The sequence below is a fragment of the Williamsia sp. z34 genome (assembly GCF_059553395.1).
The window spans coordinates 251,665-272,942 of sequence record NZ_JCANWW010000006.1 but is presented as its reverse complement, the minus strand read 5'-3'; the positions used below and the strand labels follow the sequence as shown (position 1 = coordinate 272,942).

The window sequence follows — 21,278 nt, the reverse complement described above, 5'->3', positions numbered from 1 at the left end:
GTGACCACGAGAACTGATGTCGGAACCGTCGAAGACCTCAAGGCGTCGGCGACCAAAGCCTGTGGTCTCGACGATTTCGGTGAGGACGACTACACCGAGGCGCTCGGGGTGCTGCTCGAATCGTATGTCCGTGACGCCGGGTTGACCGAGCTCGGGAGCAAGATGAATCGGTTCTTCCTGCGCGGTGCGCTGGTCGCCCGACTGCTCAGCGAAGCATCGTGGAAGGCGAACCCCCAGTACAGCTCGGTTGTTGTCGACCGGCCGATCTTCGTGACCGGACTACCGCGAACCGGTACCACCGCGCTGCATCGGATGCTGACCGCCGATCCCGGTCATCAGGGACTCGAGATGTGGCTCGCCGAGTTCCCCCAGCCGCGGCCCCCACGCGAGGACTGGGAGTCCAATCCGGTGTTCCAGCAGATCCAGTCGGGTCTCGAGCAACACCACGTCGAGAATCCCGAGTTCATGGGCTTGCACTACATGAGTGCGTCCGACGTGGAGGAATGCTGGCAGCTGCTCCGGCAGACCATGAAATCGATCTCGTATGAGTCGCTGGCATATCTGCCGACGTACTCGCAGTGGTTACAGCAACAGGACTGGGTCAACGCCTACGTCCGGCACAAGAAGAACCTGCAGCTGGTCGGTGTGAACGAGCCCGAGCATCGGTGGATTCTCAAGAACCCCAGCCACCTGTTCGCACTGGACGAATTGATGTCGGTCTACCCCGATGCGCTCATCATTCAGACCCACCGGCCGCCGGCGACGATCATCCCGTCGATGTGCAGTTTGGCCGAGGCAGCCGGGGACGGATGGTCGACCGTGTTCCAGGGGGAGCTGATCGGCAAGACCCAACTGGAATTGTGGTCCCGCGGGTTGCGCCAGTTCAACACCGCACGAGCCAAATACAACCCGGCCCAGTTCATCGACGTCGATTTTCGAGACTTCCGAACAGATCCGTTGGGAACGATGGAGAACATCTATCGGACGTTCGGACTCGAGTTCACCGATGAGGCGTCCGCCGCGATGCGTGCCCTGGACGAGGAGAGCCGATCGGGCGACCGTAAGCCGGTGCACAAGTACTCGCTGGCGGACTACGGCCTCACCGAGGCAGAGGTCAACGCGGCCTTCGCCTGAGCAATTCTTCGCTTTTGGCTATACGGAGTGGTTCCTCCGCTTCGGGTGCTAGGTTGTTTTGAGTATCCGGAGTGATGTCTCCGCTTGTCTCAGGAGAATGAATGGAATCCGCACCCGCCCGGGCACACCATCGTGTGACTTTTGCAGTCCTCACCGTCGGGGTATCGGCCTTCGCCCTCCTGCAATCCCTTGTGATGCCGGTCCTCCCGACCGTCGAGGCTGCGTTGGGTACCAACCAGACCGACGTCACGTGGGTGCTGACGGCGTACCTGTTGTCGGCGTCGATCTTCACGCCGATCCTGGGCCGGCTCGGGGACATGCACGGCAAGAAGCGCATGTTCGTGATCGCGATGGTCGCGTTGGCGCTGGGTTCGCTGCTGGCGGCGCTGGCGACGTCGTTGCCGGTGATGATCGCCGCGCGGGCCATCCAAGGAATCGGCGGAGGTGTCCTACCTCTGGCCTTCGGCATCATCCGCGACGAGTTCCCCAAAGAGAAGGTACCCGGAGCAGTTGGTCTGATCGCTGCGCTCATATCTGTCGGCGCCGGTATCGGCGTCGTGCTTGCCGGTCCGATCGTCGATGTTCTCGGTTACCACTGGCTCTTCTGGATCCCGTTGATCATCACCAGCCTCGCCGGTGTCGCAGCGTTCGTGTTGATACCCGAGTCGCCCATCCGGTCGGCGGGAAAAATCAACTGGCTCACCGCGTTCCTGCTGTCCGCATGGCTTGTCTCGTTACTGCTCGCGGTCAGTCAGGCGCCGACGTGGGGCTGGGGCTCGGCAAAGGTCATCGGCATGCTCGTGGCCGCAGGCGTCGTGGTGGTGGTCTGGATCGTCGCCGAGTCGCGGTCATCGAATCCGCTGATCGACATGAAGATGATGCGAATCCGCAGCGTGTGGGCTGCGAATCTGATCGCGCTGCTGATGGGTATCGGTATGTACGCCGGACTCGGCTTCCTGCCGCAGTTCCTGCAGACCTCGAGTTCGGCCGGTTATGGATTCGGTGCGTCCGTCACCGAGTCGGGACTGATGTTGCTGCCCAACGCGGTTGGGATGTTCTTCGTCGGGCTCTTCTCGGGCCGGCTGGCGGCGCGGTTCGGCTCCAAGAACCTCCTGATCGTCGGATCGCTGGTGAGCGCGTCGTCCTACTTCATGATCGCTTTACTTCATTCGTCCGAGATCGACATCTACCTGGCGATGGCGGTCAACGGGATCGGGTTCGGGCTGGCCTTTGCGGCGATGTCCAATGTTGTTGTCGCTGCGGTGCCGCCGGAACAAACCGGTGTCGCCAGCGGTATGAACGCGAACATCCGCACCATCGGCGGATCGCTGGGCGCGGCATTCATGGCCAGCGTCGTCGCGATCGGTGCGTCGTCGTCCGGACTTCCGACCGAGTCCGGTTACCGGAACGGATTTGTCATGCTGGGCATCGCCGGCGGACTGGCGGCTGTGGCTGCCCTGTTCATCCCGGCGGTGAAGCGGAACAAGACAACCCATCTCGAAGACATTGCGGAACTCTCACATCCCGAACTCGCCATGGTCGCCGGCGGTACGCTGGCGGGCGACAAGTCCGAGTGAGGTCTGATGTGAGTGTCCATGGGGGATCCGCTGGCACCAAGGTGCTGCGCCGTGATGCCGCGGAGAATCGGCAGCGGTTGCTCGATGCGGCGGCAACGGTCTTCAGTGAACGCGGTCTCGACGCGAGCGTCGACGAGATCGCGCGGGTCGCCGGCGTCGGAACCGGCACGCTGTACCGACGGTTTCCCACCAAGGACGCACTCATCAGCGAACTGGTTCGGCAGCTGTTGATCGATCTGGTCGCGATTGCCACCGAGGCTCTCGAGGTGACCGATGGCTCTGGTCTCGAGCAGGTCATGTACGGCACCGGCGAGGTCCAGGCCTCGCATCGAGGTTGTATCTCGCGGATGTGGAATGACGACGAGACCACCGCACTCAAGAACGAATACCGGCGGATCACCTCGGAACTTCTCGCGTCGGCAAAAGAGCACGGACGGATCCGTGAGGATGCCGCCGAGTCGGATCTGGATGTCATCTACTGGGCGGTGCGTGGAGTCATCGAATCCACCAGGGGTGTCAGCGAGACCGCGTGGCGGCGACATCTTGCGCTCGCCATCGCCGGATTGCGTCCCGGTGCCGAACAGATCATCGAACCGCCGATGGACGAGCAGCATGTTCAGCAGGCCAAAGTGCGTCTACAGTCCCGCTGACCGCACCGTCGAGCGTGCCGAACCGACCGTCGAGCGTGCCGAACCGACCGTCGAGCGTGCCCTTATCGCCGATGTCGGGATGGCGCGCTGCATCATTGGCACGCTCGACGGTGATAAGGGCACGGTCGACGGTGGGGTAGGGGGGTCAGAGACCGGCGGCGGTGGCCAGACGAGGCAGGGATTCGTGCGGCAGACCGAACAGCTGGGCGGTGCCGTGCGCTCGTTTGAAGTACAGATGGGCATCGTGTTCCCAGGTGATGCCGATCCCGCCGTGTAACTGGATGGTCTCGGCTGCGATGTGTGAGAACGCATCCGAGCAGTACACGCGCGCCGCTGCGGCGAGGTCGAGTGCCTCGTCGGAGCCTGATACCAGCGCGTCGACCGCAGCATACGAGATCGAATGCGCGATCTCGGTGAGCGCATACATGTCGGCCATCCGGTGCTTGAGCGCCTGGAAGGACCCGATGACACGGCCGAACTGCTTGCGGGACTTGGTGTATTCCACCGTCAGGTCCAGCGCTGCGCGAGAAGCTCCGACCTGTTCGGCACTGATGGCGACGTAGGCGATCGCGCGCAGCTTGTCCACCAGGTCAACCGGTGCGGGTATGGCGGTCGAGTCGACATCGTCGAAGGTGATGCTGGTCAACGGCCGGGTCGGGTCCATCGTCGGGCGCGGCGAACGGGTGATGCCGTCTGCGGTGGCTTCGACGACATGCAGGGTGACGACGCCGCCGCTGCGGGCCAGGACAACCAGCACGTCGGCTGTTTCACCGTCGAGTACATAGTGGGCGGTGCCGGACAAGATCCCGGCGTTTGCCTCGACACCCGGGCGGTGCCACCCGTCGGCATCTGCCCAGCACAGTGCCGCGGTCTTCTCGCCGGAGGCCAGCGCAGGCAGTGTGGCGGAGCAGGCGTCGGTGTCACCACTGAGCAGCAGGGCCTGGGTGGCCAGCACCGCCGAGCCGAGCATCGGGACCGGGGACAGTGTGCGACCGAGCTCTTCGAGCACCACGTGGGTTTCGGTCAGGGACGCACCGATCCCGTCGAACTCTTCGGGAATCGACAGTGCGGCAACGCCGATCTGTTCACAGAGGGTCGACCACAGGGCGCGATCGGTTCGGCCCTCGGATTCCATCGCCGACCGTACCGCTGTGGAATCGCCGCTGCGGCGCAGCAGGCTCGCGACGGAATCGCGCAGTGCCGCCTGTTCTTCGGTGTCGATTCCGGGGGAGTAGATGCTCATGCGGTGATCGCCTCCAGTACCCGCGCGCGATGGACAGCCGGGGTGCCCCAAGCCGTGACCAGGGCGCGCGTCTTGGTGAGATACAGCGACAGGTCATGTTCCTGGGTGTAACCGATCGCGCCGAGGACCTGCAATCCCACCCGTGAAGCAAGGTAGGCAGCCTGTCCGGCAGCAACTTTCGCCGCCGAGACGTCGCGGGACGCGAACTGGGGTTCGGGGACCTGGCCGTCGAGCGCCAGTGCGGCACCGTGGATCAGCGGGCGGGCCATCTCGACCGCGACCGCAACGTCGGCCACATGGTGCTTGACCGCCTGGAACGAGCCGATCTCCCGGCCGAACTGCTTGCGGGTCTTGGCGTATTCGCTGGTGAGCGCGAGCATCGCGTCGGCCAACCCGATCAGCTGGGCGGCGGTTGCCAGGGCTCCGAAGTCGAAGGCACGAGCCGGATCCACTGCACCGACCGCGGCATCGGCATCCACGGAGGACAACGTGCGGGCCAGATCGACCGAGGGCCGTGGGTTGGTGGCGACACCGGTGCTCAGCGTGCCGTCGGCGACCAGGTAGACCTGCCCGGCCACCGCGGCATCGACGGCATAGGGGACCAGTGGGGCGTAGGCGAGGGTGGCGAGTTCACCTTCGGCCATCGCTGCCAGCCGATCACCGGCGCCGGCCTCGGCCAGCAGAATCGGCAATGCAGCAACGGTTTCGGCAACCGGACCCGGTACCGCGTGGCGGCCGAGTTGATGCGCCGCGACCACCATCTCGACGGCACCGGCACCCATTCCGCCGTGTTCGTCGTCTATCAGCAGGGCGTTGACGCCGGTCTCGGCCAGCTTCGACCAGACGAGCTCGCCGGGCTTGGTGTCACCGTCGTTCCAGGAGCGGATGACGCCGGGTAGGTCGGCTTTCGCGAGCATCGAGTCGATGGACGCGGCCAGGTCGTGGTGCTCTTCTTCGAGCAGGAACCTCATGTCAGCGATCCCCTCGCGGTAGTCCCAGTAAGCGTTCGGCGATCACATTGCGCTGAATCTCGTTGGTGCCGGCATAGATCGGTCCCGACAGCGAGAACAGGTAGCCGTCCATCCAGGCGCCGGACGGTTGCCGCTGCGCGAGTTCGGCGTCGGCGCCGAGCAGATCGAGCGCGGTCTCGTGCGTGGCGATGTCCCACTGCGACCAGAACACCTTGTTGATCGACGATTCCATGCCGAGCTGGCCACCTTCGGCAAGCCGGCTCACAGTGGCGTAGGTCGAGAGCTCGTAGGCTCGCGCGCCGATCCAGGCGTCGGCGACCTGACCGCCATGGCCTTCGCGGGCTTCGGCGTCGATGTCGTTCCACAGGGCCAGGAGTCGGTCGGTGGTGGCGAGGAACCGGCCCGGCGAACGCAGCGACAGGCCGCGTTCGTTGGCAGCCGTGCTCATCGCGACCTTCCAGCCGTTGTTCACCGTGCCGATCACACCGGACTCACCGGGTGCATCGGGATCGTCGGGAACAAAGACGTTCTCCAAGAAGAGCTCTGCGAAACCCGGCTCGCCATCGAGCTGGTTGATCGGGCGTACGGTCACACCGTCGGCCCGCAGGTCGAACATGAAGTAGGTGATGCCCTTGTGCCGCGACGAGTCCGGATCGGACCGGAACAGCCCGAACCCCCAGTCGGCGAAACTCGAACGCGAGCTCCAGGTCTTCTGGCCGTTGAGAAGCCAGCCGCCTTCGGTGCGTGTCGCGGTCGACCGTAGCGATGCGAGGTCGCTGCCGGCCTCGGGTTCGCTCCAGGCCTGACCCCAGATGTCCTCGGACCGGGCCATCCGCGGCATGATCCGCGCCAGCTGGTCGGGATGGGCATGCTCGAAAAGTGTTGGAGCAAGCAGGAAGATACCGTTCTGGCTGACCCGTCCGGGCGCCCCGCTTCGGTAGTACTCCTCTTCGAAGATGATCCAGTGCAGCAGCGGTGCGTCGCGGCCACCGAACTCCACCGGCCAGCTCACCACCGACATCCGGGCATCGGCCATCTTGCGTTCCCACTGCCGGTGCTGCTCGAAACCTTCGGCGCTGTCCATCGACGCCAGTGGCTCGGTGGGCACGTTCTCGGCGAGCCAGCCACGGACCTCGGCGCGGAACTCGTCAGCTGCTGAATCGAAAAGTAGGTCCATCAGGAGCTCTTCTTCTCGGCGCTCGACTTCATCGACTTGGCATCCATTCCACCGAGCGAATCGCCGTCAGGTGCTTCGGCATTGGCGCTGTGTGCGAAGTGGTGCCAGCCGAAGACCGAATCCATCGCGTTACGCAGACCCATCTGGTCTTCGCAGATGTTGACGGCCTTCTTGGTCAATGCGAGACCGAGCTGGGGCATCTCCGAGATGCGTCCGGCGATGTCGTCGACCTTGGCTTCGAGCTGGTCGCGGGGAACGACGTGGTTGACCATGCCCCACTCGAGTGCTTCGGCTGCGCCGAACCGCTCGCCGGTGAACAGGATCTCCTTGGCGCGGCGCGGGCCCAGGACGAAGGCGTGCGCAAAGTACTCGACGCCGGGGATCCCCATCCGGGCCACCGGATCGGAGAAGAAGGCGTCGTCGGAGGCGACGATGAAGTCACAGATCCACGCGAGCATCAACCCGCCGGCGATGCAGGCGCCGTGGATCTGGGCGATCACCGGCTTGGGGATCTCCCGCCAGCGCCGGCACATCCCCATGTAGACCTCGGTCTCGCGGGCCAGGCGCTGGTCGCCGCCGACCCGGTCGGTGTGGTCCCAGTACAGGGATGCGGTGTTGGGGTATTTGACGTGCACATCACGTTCGGGCGTGCCGATGTCGTGGCCGGCCGAGAAGTGCTTGCCGGCTCCGCGCAGGACGATGACCTTGACGCCTGCGTCGTCGACCGCGCGCCCAAAGGCGGCGTCGAGGGAGTATGTCATCACCGAGTTCTGGGAGTTGCGGAACTCGGGGCGGTTGAGGGTGATGTATGCCGTGGCGCCAACAACGTCGTAGGCCACCGGAGAGGTGTCGGGACCTAGTTCGGCGGCGCTCAGGGGGCTCGGGATCGTCACACCGGACACCATACCTAGCAAGTGCTTGGTTGGTAAACCCCGGTGGTGGTCATGGCCTGTTTTCAGGTACCCACCGGCGGTGATGGACGTATTGTTTGCCAACGTCTGAGCGGCTCGGGAGGGTGTCTGGTGGCGAGGTCTGATGCAGCCGATGTGCCGTGTGTTTGTGGCCATGTGAAGGCTGCCCACGAGCATCTTCGATCAGGTACCGACTGCGCGCTCTGCGAGCCGGGGGTCTGTCGGCGATTCCGGCGACAGGGTCGTCTACGGAAGCTGTTCGCGCGTCGCAGCTGACCTTCGGGATCCGCGTATGCCCGAGGACACGTGGTCGGCCGCCGCGATCACGGACTTCCCGATCTGATGCAATTCCTCGGCAGGCATCTCGCGGTCGGGGACGGCGACGATGGACGCGATCACCGCGCCCGATTCGTCGAAGATGGGTGCGCCGACGGTGACCACCGCGACCTTGCCGACCGCTTCGTCTGCCAGGTAGTCGATGGTTGTCAACTCGCTGAGCAGGCCGTCGACCCGGGATCGCAGCGAATCCGACACCGGTGAATCGCGCAGGGAGGCAAGGGTGTCGAGCATCTTGGCATGGTCCGGCGTCAGGCGTTCGACTGCATAGCCGCGGTCGCGGATGGTCGCGAGGACGTCCCTGAGGCGATCACGGGCCTGCGCGGGTGCGGCGTCGAGCCAACTCCGGATCTCGTCCTCGGGTGACCATGCGACGAACTCGCGGCAGACGGTGGGACGCAGGGTGATGCGACGACCGGGGCGGATCCACTCCAAACCCGGTGAGCCGACGACGTCGGTCACGGTGATCGATTCGCCGGTGCGCTCGGCCACGAAGGCCGGCAGGTCGAGGCTCTCGGCCATGTCCCGGGCCGCTGACGCCGCGAGCCTGCGCACGGGGAATCCGCGTTCGGTGTGACGGACCAGCGCAACAAATCCGGCGCTGATGCTGAAGTACCCGTCGTGGCGGGTCACCCAGCCGTCGTTGGTGAGTTGCGAGAGGACTGCATGGGAGGTGGCCCTCGAGAATCCCGTGCGCCGGACGATTTCGGCCAGCGACAAGGGCGTGTCGATGTTGTCGGCCAGCAATTCGATGGTCCGGACCACGCGTTGGGTCGGTGGAGAGGGTTGACCGGTGCCAGTGCTGTCGCTTACCGTCGATGTCACATTGTCGGACGTTAGTGTCGAATATTCGACATGTCAACCTCTCGAGACACCTCGACGAAGGGTCATCATGGTGGTGAACACGAGGTACGAACTCTCACACCTGGCCGCGCTGGAAGCCGAATCGGTCCACATCTTCCGCGAGGTCGCCGCCACCGCACAGCGACCGGTGTTGCTGTTCTCCGCGGGCAAGGACTCGGTCGTGATGTTCCACCTGGCCCGCAAGGCCTTCTGGCCGGCGCCCGTTCCCTTTCCGCTGATGCATGTCGACACCGGTCACAACTTCGACGAGGTGATCGACTACCGGGATCGAGTGGTCGCCGAAACCGGTGTCCGGCTGATCGTTTCGCGGGTGCAGGACGACATCGATTCCGGTCGGGTCGTCGAACCGATGGGCCCGGGTGCCAGCCGCAACCGCTTGCAGACCGTCGCGCTGCTCCGGGCGATCGGGGAGAACGCGTTCGACACGGTCTTCGGCGGGGCTCGTCGCGATGAGGAGAAGGCCCGGGCCAAGGAACGGGTGTTCAGCTTTCGCGACGAGTTCGGCGCCTGGGATCCGCGCGCGCAGCGGCCGGAGTTGTGGAACCTCTACAACGGGCGGCACCACAAAGGCGAGCACATCCGGATCTTCCCGCTGAGCAACTGGACCGAACTCGACATCTGGCAGTACATCGCCGCAGAGGGGATCGAGCTGCCGACCATCTACTACTCGCACCGGCGCGAGGTGGTGCCGCGCGACGGAATGCTCTTGGCCAGAACGCAATTCCTGGAATTGGGCCCGGACGAAAGAGTTCATACCGAACAGGTGCGATTCCGGACCGTCGGCGATGCCACATGTACCGGTTGCGTGCTCAGTGATGCGGCCACGGTCCATCAGGTCATCGACGAGATCGCCGCGACCAGGCTGACCGAGCGCGGTGCCACCCGGGCCGACGACCGCATCTCCGAGTCCGGCATGGAAGACCGCAAAAGGGAGGGCTATTTCTGATGACCGTCGACCATGAGGCGCTCGCCGCCGGAACAGCGATCGGTGGCCGAAAAGCATTGCTGCGCCTGGCCACCGCCGGCAGCGTCGACGACGGCAAATCGACACTGATCGGACGGTTGCTCTACGACTCCAAGAGCATCTTTGCCGATCAGATGGAATCCATCGAGCGGACCAGCGCTGCGCGTGGAGACGAATACGCGGACCTGGCGCTCCTGACCGACGGGCTGCGTGCCGAGCGTGAGCAGGGCATCACGATCGACGTCGCCTACCGGTACTTCGCCACACCCAAGCGGAAGTTCATCATCGCCGACACCCCGGGACACGTGCAGTACACCCGGAACATGGTGACCGGGGCCTCCAACGCCGACGTGGCCCTGATCCTCATCGACGCCCGTAAGGGAGTTCTCGAACAGACCCGGCGCCATGCCTTCTTGTCGTCGTTGCTGGGTGTCGCACATGTGGTGCTGTGCGTGAACAAGATGGATCTGGTCGATTGGTCGGAGGACCGGTTCAACACGATCCGCGACGAGTTCGCCGCGTTCGCCACCAAACTCGAGGTCAGCGACCTCAGCTTCATTCCGGTCTCGGCTCTGCGCGGTGACAACGTGGTGGATGCGTCCGCGAATATGCCCTGGTATCAGGGTGGGTCATTGCTCACACACCTCGAGGACGTGCACGTCGCCTCCGATCACAACCTCATCGACGCGCGGTTTCCGGTGCAATATGTCATCCGGCCCCAGCTCGGCGACGGTACCGATCACCGTAGCTATGCCGGCACGATCGCCAGCGGCACCTTCAAACCCGGCGACGAGGTCGTGGCGTTGCCCGGCGGGTTCACCACCACGGTGTCGGAGATCTGGGGTCCGGGTGGAGCGAAGATCGACGAGGCTTTTGCGCCGATGGCGGTGTCGATCTCGCTGGCCGACGACATCGACATCGGCCGGGGGGAGATGTTGGCCCGTCCGGGCAACCGGCCACACGTCGGCCGCGACATCGACGCGATGGTCTGCTGGTTCTCCGAGGACACCACGCTGCAGCCCGGTAACCGGTACACGCTGCAGAGCGCCACCCGTGAGACGAAAGCGGTCATCGGCGATCTCACGTACCGCCTCGACGTGAACTCGCTGCATCGAGACGGAAACGCCCAAGGGCTGCAGCTCAACGAGATCGGGCGGATCACGGTGCGTACCGCGCAACCGATGATGTTCGACGCCTATCGTCAGCATCGCGACACCGGTAGCTTCATCCTGGTGGATGAGGCGACGAACAAGACGGTCGGCGCCGGAATGATCAACGGTCCGGTGAGCCGTGATTCCCACGTGGTCTGGCACAGTTCGTCGGTCACGCGGCAGCAGCGGGCCCACCAGGGTGCCACGATCTGGTTGACCGGCCTCTCTGGTGCCGGCAAATCGTCCATAGCAGTGGAATTGGAGCGATCGATGGTCGCCGAGGGCCGGCCTGCCTACCTGATGGACGGCGACAACCTGCGCCACGGCCTCAACTCCGACCTCGGGTTCGGTGACGACGATCGGCGGGAGAACATCCGCCGGACCGCGGAGGTCGCCGCGCTGTTCGCCGACTCCGGCGCGGTGGCCATCGTGTCGTTGATCAGTCCCTTCGCGGCGGAACGGCAGCGGGCCAAAGAGATTCACGCGCAGCGAGGGATCCCGTTCTACGAGGTGTTCATCGATACACCCCTCGATCTGTGCGAGCAACGAGATCCCAAGGGTTTGTACGCCAAGGCGCGGCGCGGTGAGGTGCCGCATTTCACCGGGATCAGCTCACCATACGAACCACCGACCGACCCGGATGTTGTCATCACCCCTACCGACGGTGCGCCCAGGGACGTTGCCGAGTCGATTCGCCGTAGCCTGGGCGTGTGACTGCGAACCCGAAGGATCTCGAGCTGGCAGGTCGGTTGGCCACTGCCGCCGGCGAGTTGTTGCTCGACCTACGTGCCACGTCCGGGTTGACCGGCAAAGATCTCGGTAACGCCGGCGATTTCCGGGCGAATGTTCTCCTGCTCAAAGAGTTGGCGCAGGAGCGTCCCGGTGACGCGGTGTTGTCCGAGGAATCGTTCGATGATCTTGCCCGCCTCGACGCCGACCGGGTGTGGATCGTCGATCCGGTCGACGGCACCCGTGAGTACGGCACCGAGGGCCGTGGCGATTGGGCGGTGCATGTTGCACTCTGGGAAAAGCATCTGGGCCTGACCGTGGGTGCGGTGGCGTTGCCGGCGCTGGGGGTGACGTACCTCAGCGACGGTGAGCCCGTCGCGCCTGCGGTGGGCCTGGCCGCGACACCGCGGGGGGACGTGCCGCGAGTGGTGGTCAGTGGGTCGCGTCCGCCGGCGTTCTCGGCGGATGTCGCTGCGGCGGTGGGTGGTGAGCTTCTGTCGATGGGTTCGGCGGGTGCCAAGGCGATGGCGGTGGTCCGGGGTGAGGCCGACGCGTACGTTCACGCCGGTGGCCAGTACGAGTGGGATTCGGCGGCGCCGGTGGCGGTGGCGAAGTCGCAGGGGCTGTGGTGCAGCCGGGCCGATGGGCTTGCCCTGCAGTACAACCAGCGCGACGTCTACCTGCCGGATCTGGTGATCTGTCGCCCGGAGCTGGCCGAGACGATCCTCGAGGTCACCCGCCGGGGCTGAGCGCTCAGGCCGGCCGGCGCTGCAGGGATCGCAGCACGTTCTCCAGCGCGGCCTGGATGTCGGCGACCTCGATGCGCATGAGGGCGTCGTCGTCGAGGTCGGCCAGGTCGATGTCGCCGCTGGTGAGCCGGTGTTCGCGTTCTTCCTCGGCACTTTCGACCACGTTGCGCACGAACCGCCCGTTTCCGGCCAGGTCGATGGAACGGCGCTCTCCACCGGACGGGTCCGTCTGGATCTGGTGATAGAGCGGTCCGCAGGCGAATTCGAGCTCTTGGAGTGCCTCCGGACTCAGGAGTGAATCACGTTTGCGGGCAATCAGTTCGGCAATTCCGGCGAGCTCGCTCGGGCGGTAGGAGTCGAATCGGATCCGCTTGGCGAAGCGGGACGACATGCCCTCGTTGACCGACAACAGCCGGTCGATCTCGGCGTCGTAGCCGGCGATGATGACAACGAGCCGGTCGCGGTCGTCCTCCATCCTGGCGAGCAGGGTGTCGACGGCTTCACGTCCGAACGCGTCGCCGCCGGAGAGCCCGCTCTGGATCAAGGTGTAGGCCTCGTCGATGAACAGGACGCCGTCCATCGCCCGGTCGATCACCTCCGAGGTCTTGATCGCGGTGCTGCCGAGATGCTCGCCGACCAGATCGCGACGTGAAACCTGCACCACTGCATCGGTTTTGATCAAGCCGAGTCCGCAGTAGATCTTCGCCACGATGCGCGCGATGGTGGTCTTGCCGGTTCCGGGGGGACCGGTGAATGCCAGATGCAGACTCCGAGGCCCGGTCGCCAGACCCTTGTCGGACCGGATCTTGGCGAGCTTGGCGGCGGACTCGAGTTTGGCCACCTGGGTTTTGACGGACTCCAGTCCGATCTGTTCGTCGAGTTCGGCCTGGGCGGTCGCCAGCAATCCGGGGTCGCCGCCGACGTTGCCGGGGACCGGCGCGTCGGGCACAGACGTCGGATCCCACCTGTCGGTGCGCGCGTCGATCTCTTCGGCTGTGTTGATCACCAACCGGAATCGTGGATCGGACAGCGCCTTGGCGTTGGCCGCGAACGATGGGTCGCGGGAATAGACAGCCTCGAATCGTTCGCGCGCCGCTGTTTCGGAACCCTGCTCGCGCAGTGCCAGGCCGTGGGTGAACATAGCCGCGGTGGCCGCCGCCGGGATCGGGCCTTCCTGGGCGGCCTCGAGCCGCCGGACACCTTCGGCGAACAACCCCATCTGCACGCACGCCGAACCGGCCATGAGATCGGCGCCGGCGTTCATGTAGGCGTCCGACCACGAGCCGGACTCGGCCAACGAGGTGAGCACGTCGGGCCATCGCTGGGTTTTGAAGTGCAGGCTGGCCCGCAGGTAGTCGATGATGGGCGCGCGGCCGGCCACGGTGGCGGCGGCTTCGTCGAGCGCCGCTTCGGCACCCTGGTGGTCGCCGCCGGCGATGAGGGTGGCGGCGTAGGCGGTGATGGCCTCGGTCCGGTCGGCGAGTGGGTAGTCGATGTACAAGCCGGTCGAGAATCGCCCCGAAAGAGTGCGGGCGGGCAGGCCGAGTCGTCGCTGTTCGGCGCCAATGTTGGCCCGGGTCCGGTACAGCTGCAGGATCACGGCAGGGGAGTTGTCGCCACAGGCGAGTCGTCCGAGCCAGGCGTCGGCAAGTGTGGGGTCCCATTCGGTGGCCCGGGTGAAGGCGAGTGTGGCCTTGTCCCGGTCGGGCGGGTACTGCTCGGTGTCGACCGGGATGCCGAGGCTGAGCACCGCGAAGTCGAACAGCCGGCGTGCTTTGGCCACCGCTGAGCGAGAGCCCGGTGTAGCTGCCCTGTCATTCATGACGTCCCCCGTGTCCCCCCGGGCGCGCCACCCCCGGCACGCGAGGCACAGACTACCCGGCGCCTGGCCGGTTCGGGACCCGGAGACAGTCGGGAACGGTGCCGTTGGCGGGTCCTCGGAGGCGGCGTGGTCAGCGGGCGGTGCGGCACCACCTAGACTGTTCTCGTGAGTGCAGACCTAGATACCGTTTCTGTCGCCGCCGATACCCCCGATCAGTCGCAGCCCTACCGTGAGCTGGGCTTGAAGGATGATGAGTATCAGCGGATCCGCGAGATCCTCGGTCGCCGCCCGACCGCCGCCGAATTGGCGATGTACTCGGTGATGTGGTCCGAGCATTGCTCGTACAAGTCATCCAAGGTGCATCTGCGCTACTTCGGCGAGACCACGACCGACGAGATGCGGTCGTCGATGCTCGCCGGAATCGGCGAGAACGCCGGCGTCGTCGACATCGGTGATGGCTGGGCGGTCACGTTCAAGGTCGAATCGCACAACCACCCGTCCTACGTCGAGCCGTACCAGGGTGCCGCCACCGGTGTCGGCGGGATCGTCCGCGACATCATGGCGATGGGTGCCCGTCCGATCGCGGTCATGGATCAGCTTCGCTTCGGTGCGGCCGATGCCCCCGACACCCGCCGGGTGGTCGACGGTGTGGTCCGCGGTGTCGGCGGTTACGGCAACTCTCTCGGCCTGCCGAACATCGGTGGCGAGACCGTCTTCGATGCGTCGTACGCGGGCAACCCGCTGGTCAACGCGCTGTGTGCCGGTGTCATGCGGGTCGAAGACCTGCACCTGGCGTTCGCCTCGGGTGCCGGCAACCGGATCATCCTGTTCGGCGCCCGGACCGGACTCGACGGCATCGGCGGTGTGTCCGTCCTGGCGTCGGAGACGTTCGACGACAGCGCCGGCGGTCGACCGAAGAAGCTGCCTGCGGTCCAGGTGGGCGACCCGTTCACCGAGAAGGTGCTCATCGAGTGCTGCCTCGACCTGTACAAGGCCGGCATCGTCATCGGTATCCAGGATCTCGGTGGTGCCGGATTGTCCTGCGCCACCTCGGAATTGGCCGCGGCGGGCGACGGTGGCATGCACATCGAACTCGAAAAGGTGCCCATGCGGGCCACCGGCATGACCCCGGCCGAGGTTCTCTCCAGCGAGTCGCAGGAGCGGATGTGCGCGGTGGTCGCCCCCGAGAACGTCGAGGCGTTCATGGAGGTCTGCCGCAGGTGGGACGTGCTGGCCACCGACATCGGTCAGGTCACCGACGGTGAGCATCTCGAGATCACGTGGCACGGCGAAACCGTGGTCGACGTACCGCCGCGCACCGTGGCCCACGACGGTCCGGTCTACGAGCGCCCGGTTGCCCGCCCCGAGTGGCAGGACGATGTGATCGCTTCGAGCACAAAAGATCTCAAGCGGCCGGAATCGCCGGAAGAGCTGCGGGCCACCCTGCTGGAGATGATCTCGTCACCGGCTCTGTGCAGTCGCCGGTTCATCACCGAACAGTACGACCGCTACGTCCGCGGCAACACCGTCCTGGCCGAGCACGCCGACTCCGGCATGATCCGCATCGACGAATCGTCCGGTCGCGGAATCGCTTTGTCGACCGATGCCTCCGGTCGGTACACCTACCTCGACCCGTACCGCGGTGCGCAGCTGGCACTGGCCGAGGCCTACCGCAACGTTGCGGTCAGTGGCGCCACGCCCAAGGCCGTCACCAACTGCCTGAACTTCGGCTCGCCCGAGGATCCGGGCGTGATGTGGCAGTTCCAGCAGGCCGTCCGCGGATTGGCCGATGGCTGTGCGCAACTGGGCATCCCGGTGACCGGTGGCAACGTGAGCTTCTACAACCAGACCGGTGCGACGGCAATCCTGCCGACCCCGGTGGTCGGTGTCCTGGGTGTGATCGACGATGTGCGTCGACGCATCCCGACCGGCTTCGGGACCGAGCTCGGCGAGACGCTGATCCTGCTCGGTGACACCCACGACGAGTTCGACGGATCGATCTGGTCGCAGGTGGCCCACGATCACCTCGGTGGTACACCGCCGGCGGTCGACCTCGAGCGCGAACGTCTGCTTGGCGAAATCCTCACTGCAGCATCGCGTGACGGTCTGGTCTCGGCTGCGCACGACCTGTCCGAGGGCGGGCTCGCGCAGACCGTCGTCGAGGCCGCGCTGGCGGGCGAGACCGGCTGCCGGATCGTGTTGCCCGAGGGTGCCGACCCGTTTGTCTGGCTGTTCTCCGAGTCGTCCGGCCGGGTGCTGGTCGCGGTGCCGCGCTCCGAGGAGGTCCGTTTCTGCGGCATGCTCGATGCGCGGCAGATGCCGTGGACCCGCATCGGTGTCGTCGATCAGGGCAGCGACTCGGTCGAGGTCCAGGATGCGTTCACCGTGCCGCTCACCGAGCTGCGTGAGGCTTTCGAGGGAACCCTCCCCAAACTCTTCTCCTGAACCCGATAGTGTGCCCTTTTGGCGGTCCCCACCTGGGGTTTTGTTCGCCAAAAGGGCACATCATCGGGGGTTGGCAGGCTAGGGTGAACGCGTTCTAGTTCCTGCGTTCGGAGGTCTGTGGTGTCGTTGCGTGTTGTGGTGTGGTCCACCGGAACCATCGGAAAGCTGGCGATAGCGGGGGTGTTGGCCCGCCCCGAACTCGAACTGGTCGGGGTGTGGGTGTCGAACCCGGACAAGGTCGGCAAAGACGTCGGCCGGTTGGCGGGGCTGGGCCGCGACATCGGCATCGCAGCCACCGACGACACCGAAGCGCTGCTGGCGCTGCAGCCTGACTGCATCGTGCACGGCGCGATGACCGACGACCGCATCATGGAGGCGGTCGACGACCTGATCGGGTTCCTCGACGCGGGGATCAACGTGGTCTCGTCCGGTCCGGTCGCGCTGGTATACCCCGACGGTGTGCTGCCGGCAGAGCTCAATGAACGCATCCGCAGTGCGGCCCGCGGGGGCAATGCCACCCTGCACGTCAACGGTATCGATCCGGGTTTCGCCAATGACGTTCTGCCACTGGCGATGACATCGCTCTCCAAGCGGATCGACGAGCTGCGCGTTGCCGAGATCGCCGACTATGCGACGTACTACCAGCCGATGACCATGACCGAGCTGTTCGGTTTCGGCAAACCGATGGACACCCAGTCGATGCTGTGGATGCCAGGAGTTCTGTCGCTGGCCTGGGGGCCGGTGGTGCGACAACTCGCGGCGGGTCTCGATGTGACATTGGACGAACCGCTGGTGGAGAAGATCGACCGTCGTCCGGCCGAGAGCGACTACGACATCGCCTCCTGCCACATCGCGAAAGGCACCATGGCCGCAGTGCGTTTCGAGGTGATCGGGACCGTGAACGGGGTGCCGCGGATCGTCCTCGAACACGTCACCCGTACCCAGCGCGACGCTCAGCCGGAGTGGCCCATCCCGAGCCACGGCGACGGCTGCTACCGCATCGAGATCAAGGGCGACCCGGTGATGACCGTCGACTTCGTCCACCATGGCGAGAACGGCGACCACAACGATTCCGGAATGCTGGTCACCGCAATGCGGTTGGTGAACGCGGTGGAGGCCGTGGTGGATGCTCCACCCGGGCTGCTGACCGCCCTCGACCTCCCACAGATCACCGGTCGCGGACTGGTGACCAAAGACTGATCGGCGTCACATCGACTCTCACCCACCCGAAGCGGGAGCGACCCCTTCGCGACTTCGGCGCTAGAACGTGTTCTACCTTGAGGGTAGAACACGTTCTGGATCTCGGAAAGGTGGCGTCAACCGATGGCGATGTATGGCCGGGATCGGATGCTTGCACTCGTTGAACGTTCGCCTGCCGCCGCAAGTGCCCACGACCGTGACGAGTGGGCCGGATTGTTCGTAGACGACGGCATCGTCAACGATCCCGTCGGATCACGGCCTCACGTCGGCGGAGCCGAGATCAGGCGTTTCTACGACACGTTCATCGGTCCACGGAACATCACCTTTCATCGCGGTACCGACTTCGTAGGGGAGCGCACCGTCATCCGGGACCTCGAACTGGAAGTCGAGATGTCGCCGAAGGTGACGCTGCGCGTGCCCGTCTTCATCCGATACGACCTGTGCGACGCCGGCGACGATCTGCGCATCGCCCGACTCGCCGCCTACTGGGAACTGCCGCAGATGATCACGCAGTTCGCGCGCTGCGGCGTCGCCGCGGTGCCGGTCGGGGCGAAACTGTCCGGCGCACTGTTACGGAACCAGGGGATCGGCGGCACGATCGGGTTTGCCAAAGGGCTTCGGCGGGTCGGTGCGGATGCAAAAGCAACCGTCGCACGTTTCCTCGAGGCCGCTTCGCAGGGGGACGTCTCGGGCGCTCGCGATCACCTGGACCCCAATGCGCAGGTTGTTGTCCTCGGTGGTGCGGCCACCGGCGTCGATCGCGTCATCGGGCAGCTCGCCGGGGTGCGGTCGCACAAACATCTGGCGTCCGGCAACACGGTTGCCGTCGCCTTGGTCATCGGTGATCGGAAGGGTGTCGGTCTCTTTGTGTTTGGGGCAGATCGCGCGCGGATATCGGCCGTCGAGATGATGTTCGATGAGTGATCGAGGGCACTTGCGCTGACGGATTGCCGTTGCGCGCCTAAAGTCTGGTCCATGGCTGCACCGCTTTCCACACCCGGCGTCTTCGGTCCCGACGATCTCGAGGGCCTGGTCTGGTTCTATGACATGTATGGATATGCCACCCTGCGGGGTGCGCTGAGTGCGGCCGACGTCGACGCCATCGAATCGGAATGTGTTGCCGCGCAACATGGTGTGATCGCCGGGGAGTTGGATGCCCGATACGGGTCGACCATTTTCCTCGACGAGGCCGCCAAGGCCGAGAAGTTCGCCAACTATGTCGAATACGTCAGCGAGGTGTCGCCCGCTGTCGATTCTGCGATCTCCGGCCCTGTGATGCGCGAGGTCATGAACCGAATCCTCGGCCCTGATTCCTGGTTACGTGATCACGAGCAGTATGGGGTTGTCTATCAGGACGCCCGTCCCGGGAAGGAGTCCGGATACACCCGAATCGGGTGGCATTCGGATTGGCAGTCCAGCCCCAGTCTGGATGTGTGGCCCGGTACGGCATTCACCCTGCACGTCGATGGAACCAGTCCGGCCAACGGGTTTCTGCGGGTGGTTCCGGGCAGTCACCTCTGGGACACCCCGGCCCCGTACCGCAACGTCAACGGCGTATCCGTTCCCGACACCGCTCGGCCATCCGGTGGACGGACCGGTCGTAAGCCACCTTTCGAGATGCCGTTGGGTTTTGAAAAGATCCGCGGTGAGGTCGGGATCTACGCCGAACGCGGCGACATCATCCTGCACGACGCCTACCTCTGGCACTCCGCGGCCCGGGCCACCGACGACAACACCCAGCGGCGCCATGTTCGCGGCGGCTACTTCGGCGGCACCAAACCTGCTGCGGGAGTAGAAGAATTCATCAAGAACGCGGCCCGGTGAACAGCCGCGTCGGGGATCACGTCGGCACGATGTTCTGGTTGATCCGAAAGAGGTTGTGCGGATCATAGGTTCGCTTGATGTCCGCGAGCCGATCGTAGTTGCCCCGATAGGCGGCCTGCACGCGCTCGCGGCCTTCGTCCATCATCATGTTCACATAGCCGCCGCCGGCAGAAGTCGGGTGCAGATCCTCCCAGTAGTTCTTGGCCCACTCTGTGATCCGTCCCAGATTGGCGGGATCGGGATCGATCCCGGCGATGACTCCGTTCCATCCGCCGTTGCGGTAGGGGAATGCGGTTGCGTCCGCCGCGACACGTTCGGCAGCGCCGCTGATCGGATACAAGTGCATTGTCGACAGGGACGACGGGAGGGCTTCGCCGTACCGACGGTGAAGCGGGATCGCGGTACCGGTGATCTCCTCGAAGATGTCGGCCTTCCAATACCACTGCAAGCCCGTGGGCAGCAGACCGTCGAACGCGCTCTGAAGCACGGGAAACGGCATCGGTGCCAGGCCGAACAGAAGCGGTGAGCCGAAGTCCCGAACGGGTGCCAAGACCTGGTCGGCCTGCTGGTGCGGCCCCGAATAGCACCACACGATCCCGCAGACCTTTCGGCCCCACAACTCCTCGGGGAAGGGCGGCCCGCCGGGGACCTCCAGGACACCGATCCAGCCGTTCAGCTCGTCGGGCAGCGTCGGGAGCAGGTCGCGGTACCACCTGAAGACCTCCTCGGCATCGGCAATGTCGTAGAGGACCGGCCCGCCGATGACCTCACCGGCGTCACCCACCGGGTGAGATCGAAATGTGAACGAGGTGACCACGCCGAAGTTTCCGCCACCGCCGCGTAGCGCCCAGAACAGATCGGGCTGGCTGTCGGCGCTTGCGGTCACAAAAGACCCATCGGCCAACACCACGTCGGCGGATAACAGATTGTCGATGGTCAGCCCGAAATGCCTTGTGAGATAGCCGGTACCACCACCCAATGTCAGTCCTGCAACTCCGGTTGTGGAGACGAAGCCGGACGGTGTGGCCCTCCCGAATGCCGCGTTGGCATGATCCACATCGCCCCAGGTGCATCCGGCGTCCACGCGTATGGTGCCTGCCTGCGGGTCGACGGTGGTAGAGCGTTGTGTGCGGAAGTCGATCACCAGGGCGTCATCCCACACGCTGAACCCGGCACCGTGGTGACCGCCGCCGCGGACCGCGATGGGGATCTGATGGCGGCGCGCAAAGTTGACGCAGGCGATCACGTCGGCGACATCCGCGACGCAGGCGACAGCCGCCGGATGACGGTCGATGGCCGCGTTGTAGACCTTCCGTACCTCGTCGTAATCGGGGTCTTCGGGACCGATCAGCGGACCGCGGATGGTCTGACGCAACTCGGAGATGACGGCATCCGGGGTGGCTTCGATAGCGGACATTTGGTGTGCTCCTTCTGTACGGACTCACATGGTGGGAGACTGGGTAGTTGAACGGTACGAAGCAGCGGTGACGTGCGGGAATGCCCATTACCCCGAAGGACTTGCCCGTACGTC

At 65.1% G+C, this 21,278-nt stretch carries 17 protein-coding genes; 10 read left to right on the top strand and 7 right to left on the bottom strand.

Translation table 11 applies throughout. The annotated features are described in order from the left end of the window. The 3 genes from AC51GT_RS17070 to AC51GT_RS17060 all read left to right on the top strand — a co-directional run bounded on the left by AC51GT_RS17070 (nt 1) and on the right by AC51GT_RS17060 (nt 3,361). Nucleotides 1-1,134: a sulfotransferase family protein gene (locus AC51GT_RS17070; RefSeq protein ID WP_496329521.1), complete on the top strand. Its 1,134-nt coding sequence runs from the start codon at nt 1-3 to the stop codon at nt 1,132-1,134. A 101-nt stretch (nt 1,135-1,235) separates the two neighbouring features. Then, entirely contained in the window at nt 1,236-2,711 is a 1,476-nt protein-coding gene (locus AC51GT_RS17065; protein WP_496329520.1) for an MFS transporter, read from the top strand. An 8-nt stretch (nt 2,712-2,719) separates the two neighbouring features. Then, nucleotides 2,720-3,361 carry a TetR/AcrR family transcriptional regulator gene (locus tag AC51GT_RS17060; protein ID WP_496324926.1) on the top strand — a complete coding sequence of 214 codons (642 nt, stop codon included), beginning with the start codon at nt 2,720-2,722 and terminating at the stop codon, nt 3,359-3,361. Between the two features lie 145 nt (nt 3,362-3,506). On the opposite strand, the gene AC51GT_RS17055 is transcribed toward AC51GT_RS17060, so the two are convergent. From AC51GT_RS17055 to AC51GT_RS17035, 5 genes are all read right to left on the bottom strand, one after another. Further along, a complete protein-coding gene (locus AC51GT_RS17055) occupies nt 3,507-4,604 on the bottom strand; it encodes an acyl-CoA dehydrogenase family protein (RefSeq protein WP_496329519.1) in 1,098 nt (365 codons plus the stop codon). Beyond that, nucleotides 4,601-5,575, bottom strand: coding sequence for an acyl-CoA dehydrogenase family protein (locus AC51GT_RS17050; protein ID WP_496329518.1), 975 nt, complete (start codon nt 5,573-5,575; stop codon nt 4,601-4,603). Before AC51GT_RS17050 ends, AC51GT_RS17055 begins: the two co-directional genes overlap by 4 nt. Before the next feature lies 1 nt (nt 5,576). Further along, nucleotides 5,577-6,752, bottom strand: a complete 1,176-nt coding sequence (locus AC51GT_RS17045; protein WP_496324923.1) for an acyl-CoA dehydrogenase family protein — start codon at nt 6,750-6,752, stop codon at nt 5,577-5,579. Next, nucleotides 6,752-7,654, bottom strand: a complete 903-nt coding sequence (locus tag AC51GT_RS17040) for an enoyl-CoA hydratase (RefSeq protein WP_496325062.1) — start codon at nt 7,652-7,654, stop codon at nt 6,752-6,754. Before AC51GT_RS17040 ends, AC51GT_RS17045 begins: the two co-directional genes overlap by 1 nt. 255 nt (nt 7,655-7,909) lie before the next feature. After that, nucleotides 7,910-8,824 carry an IclR family transcriptional regulator gene (locus tag AC51GT_RS17035; RefSeq protein ID WP_496329517.1) on the bottom strand — a complete coding sequence of 305 codons (915 nt, stop codon included), beginning with the start codon at nt 8,822-8,824 and terminating at the stop codon, nt 7,910-7,912. A 70-nt stretch (nt 8,825-8,894) separates the two neighbouring features. Here AC51GT_RS17035 and cysD point away from each other — a divergent pair, with 70 nt between their 5' ends. From cysD to AC51GT_RS17020, 3 genes are read left to right on the top strand one after another with little or no spacing between them, the layout of a single operon-like run. Then, nucleotides 8,895-9,809 carry a sulfate adenylyltransferase subunit CysD gene (gene cysD / locus AC51GT_RS17030; RefSeq protein ID WP_496324921.1) on the top strand — a complete coding sequence of 305 codons (915 nt, stop codon included), beginning with the start codon at nt 8,895-8,897 and terminating at the stop codon, nt 9,807-9,809. After that, entirely contained in the window at nt 9,809-11,692 is a 1,884-nt protein-coding gene (gene cysC / locus AC51GT_RS17025; RefSeq protein ID WP_496329516.1) for an adenylyl-sulfate kinase, read from the top strand. The genes cysD and cysC overlap by 1 nt, the downstream gene beginning before the upstream one ends. Next, nucleotides 11,689-12,456 (top strand): 3'(2'),5'-bisphosphate nucleotidase CysQ, encoded by a 768-nt coding sequence (locus AC51GT_RS17020; protein ID WP_496329515.1) that lies wholly within the window; start codon nt 11,689-11,691, stop codon nt 12,454-12,456. Before cysC ends, AC51GT_RS17020 begins: the two co-directional genes overlap by 4 nt. A gap of 4 nt (nt 12,457-12,460) precedes the next feature. Here the strand turns inward: AC51GT_RS17020 and eccA are convergent, their stop codons facing one another. Continuing rightward, nucleotides 12,461-14,278, bottom strand: coding sequence for a type VII secretion AAA-ATPase EccA (eccA, locus tag AC51GT_RS17015; RefSeq protein WP_496329514.1), 1,818 nt, complete (start codon nt 14,276-14,278; stop codon nt 12,461-12,463). A 165-nt stretch (nt 14,279-14,443) separates the two neighbouring features. On the opposite strand from eccA, the gene purL reads away from it, so the two are divergent. The 4 genes from purL (at nt 14,444) to AC51GT_RS16995 (ending at nt 19,747) form a co-directional block, all read left to right on the top strand. Next, nucleotides 14,444-16,723 carry a phosphoribosylformylglycinamidine synthase subunit PurL gene (purL, locus tag AC51GT_RS17010; protein WP_496324917.1) on the top strand — a complete coding sequence of 760 codons (2,280 nt, stop codon included), beginning with the start codon at nt 14,444-14,446 and terminating at the stop codon, nt 16,721-16,723. 120 nt (nt 16,724-16,843) lie between these two features. Further along, nucleotides 16,844-17,923, top strand: coding sequence for an NAD(P)H-dependent amine dehydrogenase family protein (locus AC51GT_RS17005; protein ID WP_496329513.1), 1,080 nt, complete (start codon nt 16,844-16,846; stop codon nt 17,921-17,923). A 123-nt stretch (nt 17,924-18,046) separates the two neighbouring features. After that, entirely contained in the window at nt 18,047-18,847 is an 801-nt protein-coding gene (locus AC51GT_RS17000; RefSeq protein ID WP_496329512.1) for a nuclear transport factor 2 family protein, read from the top strand. 51 nt (nt 18,848-18,898) lie between these two features. Then, nucleotides 18,899-19,747 carry a phytanoyl-CoA dioxygenase family protein gene (locus AC51GT_RS16995; RefSeq protein ID WP_496329511.1) on the top strand — a complete coding sequence of 283 codons (849 nt, stop codon included), beginning with the start codon at nt 18,899-18,901 and terminating at the stop codon, nt 19,745-19,747. A 16-nt stretch (nt 19,748-19,763) separates the two neighbouring features. Here AC51GT_RS16995 and AC51GT_RS16990 read toward each other — a convergent pair whose 3' ends face one another. Continuing rightward, nucleotides 19,764-21,164 (bottom strand): FAD-binding oxidoreductase, encoded by a 1,401-nt coding sequence (locus AC51GT_RS16990; RefSeq protein ID WP_496329510.1) that lies wholly within the window; start codon nt 21,162-21,164, stop codon nt 19,764-19,766. Between the last annotated feature and the right edge of the window lie 114 nt (nt 21,165-21,278).